The sequence below is a fragment of the Acidihalobacter yilgarnensis genome (genome assembly GCF_001753245.1).
Taxonomy (GTDB): Bacteria; Pseudomonadota; Gammaproteobacteria; order DSM-5130; family Acidihalobacteraceae; genus Acidihalobacter; species Acidihalobacter yilgarnensis.
The window spans coordinates 1,710,029-1,725,060 of the sequence record NZ_CP017415.1 but is presented as its reverse complement, the minus strand read 5'-3'; the positions used below and the strand labels follow the sequence as shown (position 1 = coordinate 1,725,060).

8 protein-coding genes, 1 tRNA gene and 1 pseudogene are annotated in these 15,032 nt (G+C 59.4%); 4 read left to right on the top strand and 6 right to left on the bottom strand.

Annotation, left to right across the window (positions count from 1 at the left end):
- Position 1 precedes the first annotated feature (1 nt).
- Together BI364_RS08170 and BI364_RS08165 are read left to right on the top strand one after the other, a co-directional pair.
- Positions 2–3,250, top strand: a complete 3,249-nt coding sequence (locus BI364_RS08170; protein WP_156782673.1) for an EAL domain-containing protein — start codon at positions 2–4, stop codon at positions 3,248–3,250.
- Between the two features lie 486 nt (positions 3,251–3,736).
- A complete protein-coding gene (locus BI364_RS08165) occupies positions 3,737–5,554 on the top strand; it encodes a diguanylate cyclase domain-containing protein (protein ID WP_197495972.1) in 1,818 nt (605 codons plus the stop codon).
- Positions 5,555–5,836: 282 nt separating this feature from the next.
- Here BI364_RS08165 and BI364_RS08160 read toward each other — a convergent pair whose 3' ends face one another.
- Entirely contained in the window at positions 5,837–7,429 is a 1,593-nt protein-coding gene (locus BI364_RS08160; RefSeq protein ID WP_197495963.1) for a DUF6538 domain-containing protein, read from the bottom strand.
- Positions 7,430–7,531: 102 nt separating this feature from the next.
- Positions 7,532–7,624: transfer RNA gene (locus BI364_RS08155), tRNA-Ser, on the bottom strand.
- Positions 7,625–7,719: 95 nt separating this feature from the next.
- Between BI364_RS08155 and mltF the strand changes: the two genes are divergently transcribed.
- Positions 7,720–9,180, top strand: a complete 1,461-nt coding sequence (mltF, locus tag BI364_RS08150; protein ID WP_233279599.1) for a membrane-bound lytic murein transglycosylase MltF — start codon at positions 7,720–7,722, stop codon at positions 9,178–9,180.
- A 45-nt stretch (positions 9,181–9,225) separates the two neighbouring features.
- Here the strand turns inward: mltF and tadA are convergent, their stop codons facing one another.
- The 3 genes and pseudogenes from tadA to guaB form a co-directional block, all read right to left on the bottom strand.
- Positions 9,226–9,657 (bottom strand): tRNA adenosine(34) deaminase TadA, encoded by a 432-nt coding sequence (gene tadA / locus BI364_RS08145; RefSeq protein WP_070079972.1) that lies wholly within the window; start codon positions 9,655–9,657, stop codon positions 9,226–9,228.
- Positions 9,658–9,686: 29 nt separating this feature from the next.
- A pseudogene (gene guaA / locus BI364_RS08140) lies at positions 9,687–11,263 on the bottom strand (glutamine-hydrolyzing GMP synthase).
- Between the two features lie 39 nt (positions 11,264–11,302).
- The gene (guaB, locus tag BI364_RS08135) at positions 11,303–12,763 is read right to left on the bottom strand and encodes an IMP dehydrogenase (protein ID WP_070078313.1); all 1,461 of its coding nucleotides are present in this window, start codon (positions 12,761–12,763) and stop codon (positions 11,303–11,305) included.
- A gap of 91 nt (positions 12,764–12,854) precedes the next feature.
- Between guaB and xseA the strand changes: the two genes are divergently transcribed.
- Positions 12,855–14,213, top strand: coding sequence for an exodeoxyribonuclease VII large subunit (xseA, locus tag BI364_RS08130; protein ID WP_070078312.1), 1,359 nt, complete (start codon positions 12,855–12,857; stop codon positions 14,211–14,213).
- Here the strand turns inward: xseA and BI364_RS08125 are convergent.
- Positions 14,210–14,971 carry an HAD family hydrolase gene (locus tag BI364_RS08125; RefSeq protein WP_070078311.1) on the bottom strand — a complete coding sequence of 254 codons (762 nt, stop codon included), beginning with the start codon at positions 14,969–14,971 and terminating at the stop codon, positions 14,210–14,212. The genes xseA and BI364_RS08125 overlap by 4 nt on opposite strands.
- Positions 14,972–15,032: the final 61 nt, after the last annotated feature.

Below are 15,032 nucleotides of genomic sequence, written 5' to 3'. Positions count from 1 at the left end.
AGTGATACGTATACCGGAGGCAAGTCACAACCATGAATCTCCACCGATTCCGACCCTGCGCCGTTCACCCGATCCCGCTTCCATCATGACTCAAACACCGGCAAACGATGCCAACTTCTTCCACCGCCTCAGCGTCCTGCTGGCGCGGGCGCGCTCGGCCGATGGTCTGCTCGCTGGCCTCGCGCCGCTGCTCGCGGACTGGGGCGTGGAAGACTATTGGCTGGGCAGCGTCAACCCGGACGGGCGCATCGTGTGCGAATACGCCAACAGCGATGATATGACCGACTATGTCGCCGAGCTTTCCCTGCGCTGGGACGAGGGGCCCTGGGCCCAGGGCCCCTCCGGCCTAGCGGTACGCACGGACAGGCCGATGTACATCCCGGACTGGCAGGAGACCGACGACGCCACGCCCTGGCAAGCGACGCTCGTACGATTTGGCTGGCGCTCCAGCGCAGCCCTGCCGCTGCGCATCGACGCGAGCCGCCAAATTCTTGCGCTCTACAGCCGCACCCCGGGCACCTTCGGCCACCGTCATACCCAGTTATCGCTCGAGGAATTAGCCAACCTGCTCGGCGTCTTTCTGGCACGCGAAACCGCTCTGACCGCCGAGCGTCGCAAGCTCGCGCAAATGGCGCTGCGCGATCCGCTCACCGATCTGCCCAACCGCGCCGCCCTGGATATACGCCTTGACGAGGCTCTGGCGCGCGCCAAACGTCGCGAGCGGCTACTGGCCGTGTGTCTGCTGGACCTAGATGACTTCAAACCGATCAACGATACCCTCGGGCATGCGGCGGGCGACGCGGTGCTGCGCGAGCTCGCGCAGCGGCTCCAATCGACGCTGCGTACGACTGACTTCGCCGCACGCCTGGGCGGCGACGAGTTCGTCTTCCTGCTGGAAGAGATCGATGCTATGGACGACGTGGAAAGCCTGCTCGATCGCCTGCATGAGGCGCTCACCCGGCAGATCACGTTGGAGGGGGGCGCCAAGGTGCGCGTGCGCGCCAGTCTGGGGATCGTCGTCTACCCCCTGTGCCTCAATGGTGAGGCGGAAGGAGCCGGCATGCTGCTGCGCGCGGCCGACCAGGCCCTCTACATCACCAAGGCTGAGAAGTCCGTGCGTCAGCGCTGGTGGACACTGTTCGATCCGTGCCGATCTCTTTCAGACGCGCCGACGAGCGAACAGTCGAGCGATCCGCCGCACGCTGAAAATCTCACTGGCTACGGCCCGGCGGCGCATGCCACTCTAACCCGGGTGCATGAGACCCTACTGGCACAGGTTGTGCCTTTTCTCGAAGTCTTTTACGCACATTTTGTAGTCAGTCCCGGGGCCGCGCCGGTGTTACATGCCTTGTCAGAGGATCAGCGGCGCCACCATTTTGAAGCCATTGCAGGGTACTTACGTCTGCTGCTCGACCCCGCGCTGACCCAGGCTGATCATCGACGAGAGGCGGCGCACCTCGGGTGGATACACGCCATGATCGGCGTGGAAGCCGGCTGGGGGGTCGAGGCCTATGACTTGTGGGCCCAGCAGATCCAGTCGGCCCTACCACAGGCCGGGGCGGTCCACGCCGTGCTGAGTCGCCGCATCTGTGTGGATGTGCAAACTCAGCTCGAAAGCTACGCCGCGATCAGCGAGGCCCGCAACGAGGCTCTGCGCCGCATCGACGCACTATCCTGGCGAGCGACGCGCTTTGCCGATTTGGCTCAGGGCGTGGTCGAAGCCCTGACTGGGCTGGACGAGGTGGCCGCAGTCACCATCGGTCGACCGAACGCGGACGACGTCTTTACGTTCGAGTTCGTCGCAGGCAATGCCTTCAAGGCCTATCTCGAGATGCTGGCCGAGGGCCGCTCACAGCCGATCAAGACCGATGCTTCGCCCGAGGGCCAGGGCCCGACCGGGCGCGCCTGGCGCAGCGGCCAGATCGAGCGCTGCCTCAATTACGCCACCGATCCGCGTTTGGCACCCTGGCGCGAGGTCGCACAGACGATGGGGGTATATTCCAATGCCGCCGTCCCGCTCGCGGCGCCGGACAACTTGCCGCAAGCAGTGCTGACTCTGTATTCGCCCTATCCGGGTGGTTATTGCGCACGCGAGCCGCGTCGCCTGCTGGAGCACTTGCACCAGGTATTGGGGCTGAGCCTGCCGCGACTGGAGACCGTTGCCCCCGCGACGCAGGCATTCCAGACGCGGCGCCGCTGGCTCGACCTCCTGGAGCAGGGGGGACTGGTCATGCACTACCAGCCGATCATCGACCTCTACAGCGGCCGGACTACCGGTGTCGAGGCCCTGGCACGCTTGCGTGACGGATCTGGCAAGATCATTCTGCCAGACCGATTCCTGCCCGCGTTCACCAGTGATGACCTTCTCCAACTGTTCGAGCGAGGACTCCGCCTGGCGCTCGGGGATCTGGCCGCCTGGGACGAAGTCGGGTGCGAACTGACACTATCCGTTAATTTACCTACGCAGGGCCTTGCCGATACCCGCTATCTTGACGTGTTGGAGGCAGCACTGGCGCGGGGCAACAGCCCGCCCGGCCGGCTGATGCTGGAACTGCTTGAATCGGCGGAAGTCGCAGACGAGGCGGCGCGCGACCGTGGCATCGTCGCCTTCAAGGCCCTGGGCGTGCAGCTGGCCGAGGACGATCTGGGCTCAGGTCACAGCAGCTTGCTGCGCCTGGACCGGCTGCCGTTCGACGTCGTCAAGATCGATCAGGGCCTGGTGCGGCACGAAGCGAGCGATGTTCTGCGTACCCTCACCTTCATCCGTTACCTGACACGCCTGGCCCAGGACATGGGCAAGCGGGTGGTCGTGGAGGGGCTGGAGAGCTCCGGCCTGGTTGAGGCGGCCGCCCTGCTGGGCGCAAACCATGGCCAGGGCTACGCCATCGCCAGGCCCATGCCGGCGGCGGACATACCGGCCTGGATCGAGACCTTCCGACTACGAATTGTACAAAACCGCCCCGCCACTGCTCTGGGCGCTCTGGCCGTGTTCATGCATCACGACGGCTGCGCTATACGATTCGCAAACACTCCCTGGGCACTGGAACACCTGCTGCAGGCCGCTCATCCGCTTGCGCACTATATCGGCACACTCGGCATCCGCGGCGAGCCGCTGGCGAGGGCCTGCGATCGTCTGATGGCGCTGGCTCGCCAGGGACCTGGAGAGCTCGTAGAGGAGAGCCGCAACAAGGTGGTACGTCTGCTAGTCGCGCAGAGTCAGCTGGAACATCAGGACGTGCCGCCAGACTGAGGAGCTGCGCTCCGCCCTGGATGGCGACCGATGTCACGATTTGTTAATCGGGAGTAGCAGATAGACGCGGTGCCTGCGTCGACTCATGTTTTTATCTGACTTTCCATTTCATCGTTTAGCGCGCAGCGGGGAAAGCTTGTTAACGATTGAGCAATTGCACGCGCAGGACCATGTATCTGTTGAGGCTGAACGGTACGAAGGCCTATTACCATAATGAAGTGGTATATAGAGGGCGATAAAGGACTCGGTTATGGTACGCGGCGCCTGAGGCGGCTTCCGGTTCTTGGCCTGTCTGGGACAACGGCAGCGCGCCCGGAGACACTTTATATGTCTGGCTGAAATTCGCCGGGAATATGAGCATCAATTCTTAATCGAGTCTGTAACACGATGGAAAAAACAAAAATAAATCAGGCAAAAATAATCCTAATGGCGAGGATTATTTTGGTCATTGCAGCCGTATCGGTTGGTATGACGGTATTTTATGTGATGAAGAACAATGCTGAAAATCAGTTAGTGACAGGTTTGCGCTCATCCCTGGAAAATATCGTGGTGCTGGAGGAGGCCACCATAAAGCATGGTTTCGAGAAAACCATGACGATTGCCACGCGCCCGTTTTTGATCAAGCAAATCGAAGTGTTGAATGCGCAGCCTGGCAATGCGACCGCGCAGATCGCGTTACAAAAAGGCGTCAATTCGTTTCTCCTGACAGGGCCCTCAGCGATTACGCTGTACGACAAGATGGGACACGAGGTCGCACATGCCGGACGCTTTGTCCGAAGTCCTGAAGTGATGGTCCCCATCCGAGTGCCTGGGCACGCGCAGCTGCTGTATAGAAACGGGTATTTCCTACGCTCGATGATGAAGGTCGAGCTTGGTGGGCAGGCGATCGGGAAGGCGGTCGTGGAAACGCCCCTACCCACCCTGGATCAGCTGTTTAAAAGCACCGGGCGCCGGGGAACCACGGCGGAATTGGTCATGTGCGTGCCCTCAGGCGAAGTCAACATGAGTTGTTTCCCCTCCACACTGACACGCAAGCCGCTGCACTTGTCGAGGACATCTCGCACTGGGATACCGCTGCCGATGAGTTATGCCTTGCAGGGAAAGGTCGGTTCGATTATTGCGAAGGATTATCGTCACAAGGAGGTGGTAGCGGCCTATCGTCCGGTCGGTCGGACAGGACTTGGCGTGGTTCTGAAAATCGATAGCGCGGAGTTGTATGCACCCATCTGGAAACAGCTGAGGTATCTGTTGCCGTTGCTGGCCGGTTTGTTGTTGATCGCCCTGTTGTCGCTGCGCTGGCTGTTCACGCCGCTGGTGGCGGAATTGGTGCGTTCCGAGCGGGACGCCCACGAGGCGAACGAACGCTTGCGCGACAGTGAGAGCCAGGTCCGGACCCTGGTGGAGAGTGTCAACGAAGGTATCGTTGCCATCTCTGAAAATGGAATCATCGAGCTGTTCAATCCGGGGGCGGAGCGTATGTTCCAATATCGCGGTGAAGAAGTCCTGGGCCGAAACGTTTCATTGCTCATGCCAGAGCCCTTCTCTAGTGAACATGACGGGTATCTGACCCGTTATTGGCGAACAGGCGAGGCACATGTGATCGGGCATCCGCGCGAGGTCACCGCCAGGCGAAGCAATGGCGAGATATTCCCTGTTGAGCTACGGATTTCCCAGCTTGATCGAGAGGGTCGTAGGGGATTCATCGGAATGCTCCATGACATCACGGAACGCAAAACCATCGAGGCGCAGATGACACACTTTGCGAATTACGATGCGTTGACGAATCTGGCCAACCGGCGGCTGGTCCAGGATAGAGTCCAACAGGCGATCGTGCATGCGCAGCGCGCACAAGCCCGCTTTGCAGTGATGTTCATCGATCTCGATAAATTCAAGTGCGTCAACGACAGCCACGGGCATGATGTGGGTGATCAGTTGCTACAGGCGGTCGGCCGACGCTTGGCCGCCTGCCTGCGTGCCGAGGATACGGTGGGGCGTCAGGGCGGGGATGAATTCATCGTGTTGTTGGCCAAATTGAGGACGCCCGCGGATGCTGTGCGTGTGGCGGAGAAGATCCTGGAGGGTTTGTCCATGCCGTTTGCGATCATGGGCCACGACTTGCGTATTGGCGCCAGTATCGGCATCGCGGTCTATCCCGGCGATGGTGAAGATTTCGAAACCCTGATCAGGCACAGTGATGCTGCGATGTACCAGGCCAAGAAATCGGAGGACTTAAAGTATCACTTCTTCGATCCGATTGAAGGCGACACGCCTCCTGCCGACGAAGTCGTGGCACCGAGTGAATAAGTATCCGCCAGAGGATCTAGGCAGAGGTCGCCAACGTTTCCAGAGCTATCTGTTCGGTAAGCCTGCGGATTGCATTCGAATTTGATATCGCGGCAGCTATAAACTGGAGCGGCGAATTCAAGCCCGAAGCACATCAGGACTAAGGAGTGAGTTTAACTGGCGCATGAATATTCATGAGGTGTTTTATAGCCGAGGCATTGACGCGGTCGATGATTGAGGCGGTAGTCAGGGTAATGTCCTGATCAGTGATGTAAATAGAGGGTATTTACTTGGAGCCCTGCCTCAGTGGCTGGGGTGACGCGGGATCTCCAAACCCGGATATTGAATCCGGCTGATCGCTTCGTGCAGCCGGATCAGGCTGAAACGCTCGCCATAATGGCGTCCGGTTTTCTGCCCATCGCTATGCCCCATCAGGGCGTCAGCGATCTCTTCGTCCAGCCCGGCGTCGCGGCAGGCACTCCGAAAGCGATGTCGGAAGCTGTGAAATACCTTAGACCTGTCGGTGATCTCAAGATCACTGCGCAGGTATCTCATGAAGGCTTTGGAGAAGGTGGACGAGTATTTGCCGTCCTTGTCCGGGGTCAGGCTCGGAAACAGTCGGTGATGGTGCTGCGCCCTCACCTGCTCGACATAATCCAGAAAACCGGCGGCGATGACGGCCGGATGCAGCGGCAGGCGTCGGCGCGAGGCGGTATTTTTGAGTCGCTTCCCCACCGCCTCGGCGCCTTGCGTATGGGTCGCATCGGTGTCGTCGTCGATATTGAGGTAGTCGACGCCTTCGGCGTGCTGCACGTCGGCCACGCGCAGTTGCGCCAATTCCTCGACCCGGCAGCCTTGGTAGAGCGCCAGCAGCGGCAACCAGATGCCGGCGGCACCCGTCTTGCGTCCCAAGCCCCGGGTGTAGAGCGTGGGCCCGAAGATGCGCTTGAGATCGTCGAGGTCGAAGGGCTTGCGCTGACGGCGATCGCCCCTGGGGATCGAGACTCGCTGGGCGGGGTTATAGCGTAGCTTGCCGCTATCGATGGCGACGTTGAACAGGGCGCATAGCAAGGCGATTTTCTTGCTGACGGTCATGGCGCTGAGGCCCTGGGCGATACACTGGTCACGGTAGGCGATCACTTCCTGGCGCTCGATCGTCTCCAGGGGCTTATGGGCGGTGAGTTGTTGAAATGCATCGACCACTCGGCGCACGTCGGCCACGGTACGGGCTGGACGGCTGGGGTCGAAGCGTTTCCAGTCCTCGAAGGCGGTCTCGAGGCTCAGGCCTGGGGTGGTCGGCGAACGGGGCGTCAGCGGCGCCTCAGGCGTCCAGACGACTTCTCCGGCATCGCGCGCAAGCTGCTGGTCGTGGACCTCCGTCACCGTCTGCAGGAAGCGGTAGAGCAGCCTGCGGTAGCCTTCCGTGTCTTTTTGATCGATATGCAGCCCATTGAGATACAAAAAACCTTTCAGCGCCGGCTCAACCGCCTCCAGCGCACTCTGGCTGAGCGTTTCCTTGAGCGCGGCGCGTGTGACTTCACGTTCGGCGTGACCTGTCCGGCGCTCTTCCGCCGCCTGTCCGAGAATACGGATCTGTTCGTCGCCGGCCAGCGCCTGATGCCGCCAGTGCATGCAGATCTCTTGAATCAGCGCTTCATCCACGACCCGGCCAGTACCCGACCGCTGGCGGGCAGCGATCTCATCACGTAACATCGCGCAGCGTCGGTCGAAGTCGGCCGAGGCACGACGGGCCAGACTACGCGCTTCCTGGGGATCTCGGGTCTTGAGCGAGAACTTCTCCTCGCGTTTACCCAGGTACAATTGCAGGTCGACAGGAATCTTGGCGCGGAAGTAATAAATCCCGCCCCGCCTGAGTAGATGGGTCTGTAGAGACATGTCTGGCATCCCAAGTAGTGTACCCGCTTGGTGTACCAGTCGAATAGCGCTAAGTATTGATTCCTAATAAGTTATCTGGAATTCAATGCCTTATGTATTATATGGCGGAGAGGGAGGGATTCGAACCCTCGTGGGGCGGTAAAGCCCCCAACCGATTTCGAGTCGGTGCCGGTGTGACCGCTTCGGTACCTCTCCGAGGGCGCGGATTGTAACAATCCATGGCCAGAAGAGGAAGCACAATCATGCAGCGGCGCGTATTGCTTCAATGAACCTGTGGGACGGATGACGGCTTGATCAATCTGAAGACGCGTCGCGGACGCCGCCAACTGATCCGGGCTGGGGAAATCTTTCTGTTCATCGCCTTGATGAGCGCGACCCTGATTTATGTCCTTTCTCGCACACCGGACACCCTGCTGGATAGGATCAAGGCCAGTGGTGTACTGGTGGTTGCCACGCGTAACGGCCCGACCACCTATTATCAGGGCCCAGACGGCCCTACCGGCTTCGAATACGACCTTGTTGAAGCCTTTGCGCAGCACCTTGGCGTCAAGGTCAAGTGGGTATTCCCGGACAATTTCTCAGATTTATTTCCAATGGTCGAATCGGGTCGTGTGGATCTGGTGGCCGCCGGCATTGCCGTGACCCCAGGACGAAGCGAGCGAGTACGCTTTGGACCACCTTATCAAACCATACAGCAGGAAGTTATTTATCGTGCGGGTGAATCTCGCCCTAAAAATGTCGCCGATCTCATTGGCAAACGCGTAGCCGTGATCGCTGACAGCAGTTTTTCCACGCGATTGAAACAACTCCAAAAACAGTATCCTGGACTCACTTGGCAGGCAGAATCCGATACCGATATTGAAGAGTTACTGTATCAGGTGGCGACTGGCAAACTCGATTACACACTCGACGATTCAAACGATGTCACACTCAATCGTCGATTTTATCCACAGATCGCCGTGGCCTTCAGCATTGGGAAGCCTCAGGTGCTTGCGTGGGCATTTCGCAAAGAGGGTGATGCGAGTCTCTATCGGGCCGCCAAGGCCTATTTCGACCGCATCGAAAAAAATGGCGAGTTACATCGGATCACCGAGCGCTATTACGGCCATGCAAGAAGCTTTGATTACGTCGGTACATTCACATTCATGAGACATGTGGCGCAACGTCTGCCGCCATTGATACCACTGTTTAAGACCGCAGCGAAAAAATATGGCGTCAGCTGGCGCCTATTAGCCGCTATCAGCTATCAGGAATCCCACTGGAATCCTAATGCAACCTCGCCCACGGGCGTCCGAGGCCTCATGATGCTGACGCGGCCAACCGCTGAGCACTTGAATGTCGATAATCGATTGAACCCAGAGCAAAGCATCATGGGGGGGACACGTTATTTTCTCAAACTGCGGCGTGAACTCCCAGTTGAGATCAAGGACCCAGATCGCACCTGGTTTGCCCTCGCGGCATACAACATCGGGCTCGGCCACGTCATGGATGCGCGTCGCCTCGCCGTCAAGCTCGGGAAAAACCCTAACAGCTGGCCGGATATCAAGCAGGTATTACCTTTGCTCAGTCAGCGTCGTTGGTACCGACAAACGACATTTGGTTATGCTCGTGGACGCGAGCCAGTGCAGTACGTACAAAACATACGCAGCTATTTCGATATTCTGATCTGGTTACGTGATCACAATCAAAGTGGTCAGAACCTTAATGCGCCGTTGCCAAGTTCCCTGTTGAACACGCCCCCCAGTCTGTGATTCGCCGGTTCCCTCCGGGTCACAGCATTTGGCGCCACGCGTGTGCTATCGGCGTCTTGCAAGGAAGAAAGCCTTCAGCCGTTCTGCAGCGAGATCGGCCAGCACGCCACCTTTGACCTCCAAGCCATGGAGGTTATGCGGTGACTGCAAGGTATCGAAAACGCTGCCGGCGGCGCCCGTCCTGGGGTCATAAGCACCGAAAACCACGCGTGAAATACGCGCATGCAGCATCGCGCCGGCACACATCGAGCAGGGTTCCAGGGTAACGTACAGCGTGCTCCCCATCAGTCGATAATTTCCGACTGCGCGTGCCGCAGCGCGCAGCGCCAGGATCTCTGCATGCGCAGTCGGATCATGGGTGCCAACGGGTTGGTTCCAGCCCTCCCCCAGCACCTGCCTATCGCGTACGAGTATGGCGCCTACCGGTACCTCGCCGCTATCGCCAGCCTTATCGGCCAACGTTAGTGCTCGACGCATCCAATCCAGATCCGCTGGCAGGTCTTCGCCTACTCCCACTCAATGGTGCCCGGTGGTTTGCCCGTCACGTCGTAGACCACACGGGTAATACCGTCGATTTCGTTGACGATACGCCGCGACACGTGATCGAGGAATTCATAGGGCAGATGTGCCCAGCGCGCGGTCATGAAGTCGATGGTTTCCACTGCACGCAACGCAACGACATAGTCGTAACGCCGCCCGTCCCCCATCACGCCAACGGCCTTGACGGGTAGGAAGACGGCAAAGGCCTGCGAAACCTTGTCATACAAATCATGTGCCCGCAGTTCCTCGATAAAAATCGCATCGGCCCGACGCAACAATTCCACATAAGCGGGTACGACTTCGCCGAGAATACGCACGCCGAGGCCTGGGCCTGGGAAGGGGTGGCGATAGACCATCTCATGCGGCAACCCGAGTTCCAGGCCGATTCGACGGACTTCGTCTTTGAACAATTCACGCAGCGGTTCAACCAGCCCAAGCTTCATGTTCTCTGGCAGGCCACCGACATTGTGATGGGATTTGATAACATGCGCCTTGCCGGTCTTACTGCCGGCCGACTCGATCACATCCGGGTAGATGGTGCCCTGTGCCAACCAGCGAACATCGCTGATCCTTGTCGCCTCTTCGTCGAATATTTCGATGAAGAGACGGCCGATCGTGCGGCGCTTCTCCTCTGGATCGACAATACCTGCGAGCGCCGACAGAAAGCGTTCAGCCGCGTCGACGCGGATTACCTTAACGCCCATGTGTTCGGCAAAGGTTTTCATTACCTGATCGCCTTCGTGCAGGCGCAGCAGCCCATGATCAACGAACACGCAAGTCAATTGATCTCCGAGTGCGCGATGCAACAGGGCCGCCACCACGGACGAATCGACGCCACCAGAAAGGCCAAGGACCACGCGGTCGCGCCCCACTTGGGCACGTACCCGAGCGAGGCTATCCTCGATAATGTTGGAAGCCGTCCACAGTGGGCGACACCCGCAGATGTCGATCACAAAGCGCTGCAGAATGCGTGCACCCTGGCGTGTATGTGTCACTTCCGGATGGAATTGGACGCCATAGTAACGCCGGTCCTCGTCGGCCATGCCCGCCAACGGCGCGCTGTCCGTACTCGCCATCAACTTGAAGCCCGTCGGCAACGCACAAACGCGGTCTCCGTGCGACATCCAAACGTCCAACAGGCCGTAGCCCTCGGGGACATCTCGTCCTCGATTTCGCGCAGCAGAGCGGTATGCCCCCTGGCGCGTACGCGTGCGTAGCCGTATTCGCGATGCTCGCTCACCTCGACCTCGCCGCCGAGCTGCGCCGCCATGGTTTGCATGCCGTAGCAAATGCCCAATACCGGCACGCCCAATTCGAAAACTGCGTCGGGCGCACGCGGCGCAGCCTCGCCTACGGTGGATTCAGGACTGCCGGATAGAATCACGCCTGTGGGGGCGAAGTTGCGCACCGTCTGCGACGACATATCCCAAGGGTGAATTTCGCTATAGACACCGACCTCACGCACGCGACGAGCGATCAATTGGGTGTACTGCGAGCCGAAATCGACGATCAGTATCTTGTCTGAGTGGATGTTATCGGTCATCGGCTCCGTGCCTAGTCTGGATAATTTCCATGGCCACATTCAATCGATGCGGTAGTTCGGTGCTTCCTTGGTGATGGCCACATCATGCACGTGACTCTCGCGCATGCCCGCATGGGTCACACGAACGAATTCTGGCTTCGTACGCATGGTGGTGATGTCGGGGGCACCCACATATCCCATACTGGAACGCAAGCCGCCCAACAGCTGGTGGATGATGCCCGCGATGGAGCCCTTGTAAGGTACGCGCCCTTCGATGCCCTCGGGCACCATTTTCTCCACCGCAGAGCCTTCTTCCTGAAAATAACGATCGGAAGAACCCTTCTGCATAGCTCCGAGCGAGCCCATGCCACGGTAGGATTTGTAGGACCGCCCCTGATACAACTCAACTTCTCCCGGCGCTTCCTCGGTGCCGGCAAACATACTGCCAATCATGACGCAGTGCGCGCCAGCAGCGATCGCCTTGGCGATGTCGCCGGAGAATCGAATGCCACCATCCGCGATCAGCGGGATATCGATGTCCTTGAGCGCTTGATAGACATTATCGATGGCACTGATCTGCGGCACGCCGACGCCAGCAACGATACGCGTGGTGCAAATCGAGCCTGGGCCAATACCCACCTTGACCGCGTCGGCGCCGGCATCAACCAGTGCCAATGCCGCCGCGCCGGTGGCGATGTTGCCGCCGATCACCTGCAAGGCCGGGAAGGTGCGCTTGACCCAGGCCACGCGATCGATGACGCCTTGCGAGTGGCCATGAGCGGTATCGACGATCAGTACGTCGACACCCGCCTCCACCAATGCTTCGACACGCGCCTCGGTACCTGCCCCCGTACCGACTGCGGCGCCAGCGCGCAAGCGACCCTCTCCATCTTTGCAGGCATTGGGGAAATCGCTGGATTTCTGGATATCCTTGACCGTGATCATGCCGCGCAGCTGGAAGCTGTCGTTGACCATCAGCACCTTCTCGATGCGGTGTTTGTGCAGCAGACCACGGATCTCCTCGAGATCCGATCCTTCGCGCACGGTCACCAATCGTTCACGCGGCGTCATAATGCTTTGCACCGGGGCATCCAGGTTTTCCTGGAAGCGCATGTCTCGGCTGGTCACGATGCCGACGAGATCCTGTCCATTCACCACCGGGACGCCGGAGATGTTGTGCGCACGCGTCAGCGCCTGTAGCTCACGGATGCTGATGTCGGGTGTGACCGTGATCGGCTGGGTGATGATGCCGCTTTCGTATTTCTTGACCTGACGGACCTGAAGAGCCTGTTGCTCCGCCGACATATTCTTATGAATGATGCCGATGCCGCCTTCCTGGGCCAGCGCGATCGCGAGACGCGCCTCGGTAACCGTGTCCATCGCAGCGGACACCACCGGGATATTAAGACTGATTTCACGCGTCAGACGGGTCTGCAGGCTGACATCGCGCGGCATAACCTGGCTGTGCGCCGGCAGCAGCAGGACGTCGTCGAAGGTGAGGGCTTCCTGAACGATTCGCATGGCGTGACCCCGGGCTGGCTTAATTAAACCGGCCATTATAGATTTCGGAGAGACTTAGGTAAACTTCTGTATTGAATCCCAGATTTCTCCTATGACCAACACGCGTACCCGCGAAATACTCAGCGTCTCCGAACTCAACGCCGCAGCACGCCAGTTGCTGGAGGGTGCCTTCGCATTGATTTGGGTTGAAGGTGAGCTGTCCAATGTATCCCAGCCCGGCTCCGGGCATCTGTATTTCACGCTCAAGGACGGCGCCGGACAGATACGCGGTGCGATGTTCCGCAACCGCAACCAGCTACTCCGTTTCAAGCCAATCGCAGGATCTCAGGTTCTCGTACGAGGGCGTGTCAGCCTGTATGAACCCAGAGGCGACTATCAACTTATCGTTGAGCATATGGAGGAAGCGGGTGAAGGCGCGCTACGCAAAGCTTTCGACGCGTTGCGCCTTAAACTTTCGGTCGAAGGTCTGTTCGATCTCTCACGGAAACGCCCACTACCCGATTACCCCGTCAGCGTCGGCATCATCACATCGCCAACGGGTGCCGCGTTGCGCGATATCCTGAGCGTATTGCAGCGACGCTTCCCTGCACTCCCTGTCGTGGTTTACCCAGTGACGGTACAAGGCCAAGAAGCTGCGCCCAGCATTGTGGCGGCCCTCGCCCAGGCCAATCGCGACCCGCGTTGCGAAGTACTGATCGTCACGCGCGGCGGCGGTTCGCTGGAAGACCTCTGGGCTTTCAACGAGGAAATCGTCGCCAGGGCAATCGTTGCCTCGCAGATTCCAGTGATTAGTGCAGTCGGGCACGAAACCGATATAACGATCGCCGATTTCGCGGCCGACGTACGTGCACCGACGCCTTCTGCGGCCGCCGAACTGGTGAGCCCGGATCGTGTTGCTCTCTCTGCCCGCCTACAACAGGACATCGTTCGCCTGCGAACCGCGATGCGACGGCGGCTCAACGACACCGAAAATCAGATCCACTGGTTGTCGGGACGACTCTCCCAACAGCACCCGCTTAGTCGGCTACAGCAGCGCGGGCAGCGTCTGGATGAACTCGAAGGTCGGTTGCACCAGGCGCAGCGCCGACATCTACAGGAATTGAACGCCAGGTTGGCGGCCAATCATTTTCGCCTGCAACCGCAATCGCCGATGAAACGCTTGGCGCTGTATACCATGAGGCTGGATCGGGTACGACAGAGCCTGCAAGGCGCGACGGCCGCTCGCCTCGCGGGAACACGCGAACGCCTCGCCGGTCTGGCTCGCACGCTGGAGGCAACAAGTCCACTGGCTACGCTCGGGCGCGGCTATGCCATTTTACTGGATAGGCATGGGCAAGCGATTCGCGAACCCGCCCAAGCGCCCCCAGGCAGCGAAATCGAGGCGCGACTAGCTCGAGGACGTCTTCGTTGCCGGATTCTGTCAGACCACGAGGAAGCACCAACCGATTAGCGCTGGAGGCAAGCCCTCAATCCCTCGATAGTCACCTGCGGAGAGAGCACGCTATCGCCACGCAGGATATGGCAGGGATTCTCCGCATCACCCAAGTGATCGATCACGGCACAAGCCCCGGTGAAATCATGGTCGCGCGTGTAGTCGTTGATCGTCACCAATGTACGCAGCTCGGCCGCGCTAGCGGCGGCCAGACCATTACCGGAGTCTTCGATCGCGAGGCATTCATCTGCGCGTAGGCCGAGCTGCGACAGCGCGTAGGTGAAAATGTCTGGCGCGGGCTTTTTCGCGGGAACCACATCGCCGGCTGCGATCACCTGGAACCAGCTTACGGATTCCTCGCCCAAGGTGGCTCGCAAAAGACCTACGACGTTTTCTGGCGTCGTGGTCGTTGCGATGGCGAGAATCACACCCGCATCGCGCGCTTCGCGGAGGAGCCTGGCCACACCGGGTCGCAGCGGGATTTCACCACGCCCAAGCAGCTCAAGGTAATGCCGGGTTTTCTCCCGATGCAATTTGGCGATGAAGGTCTCAAGAGGACCTTCAAGTGGCGAAAATTCGGGGCGATGTCTCGCCAGATAATGGGCAATACGCTCCTTGCCGCCGGTGACTTCCAACAGCTCGCCGTATAGCGACGGACTCCAATGCCAATCCAATCCTGCGTCCGCAAAACTCAGATTGAAGGCCGGACGGTGCCCATCACGCTCGGTATCGGCCAGCGTCCCGTCCACATCGAAAATTAGTGCCTTGATGCTCATATGCTCGCTTTAACTTGTATGGTGTACGATTTAGGCCCGCCCGCACGCGCTCCACGGGCGG

Coding starts and splice junctions, on each gene's coding strand:
- xseA (WP_070078312.1), top strand. CDS start 12,855: ATGACCAACACGCGTACCCGCGAAATACTCAGCGTCTCCGAACTCAAC.
- guaB (WP_070078313.1), bottom strand. CDS start 12,763: ATGCGAATCGTTCAGGAAGCCCTCACCTTCGACGACGTCCTGCTGCTG.
- BI364_RS08165 (WP_197495972.1), top strand. CDS start 3,737: ATGAAGAACAATGCTGAAAATCAGTTAGTGACAGGTTTGCGCTCATCC.
- BI364_RS08125 (WP_070078311.1), bottom strand. CDS start 14,971: ATGAGCATCAAGGCACTAATTTTCGATGTGGACGGGACGCTGGCCGAT.
- BI364_RS08160 (WP_197495963.1), bottom strand. CDS start 7,429: ATGTCTCTACAGACCCATCTACTCAGGCGGGGCGGGATTTATTACTTC.
- tadA (WP_070079972.1), bottom strand. CDS start 9,657: ATGCGTCGAGCACTAACGTTGGCCGATAAGGCTGGCGATAGCGGCGAG.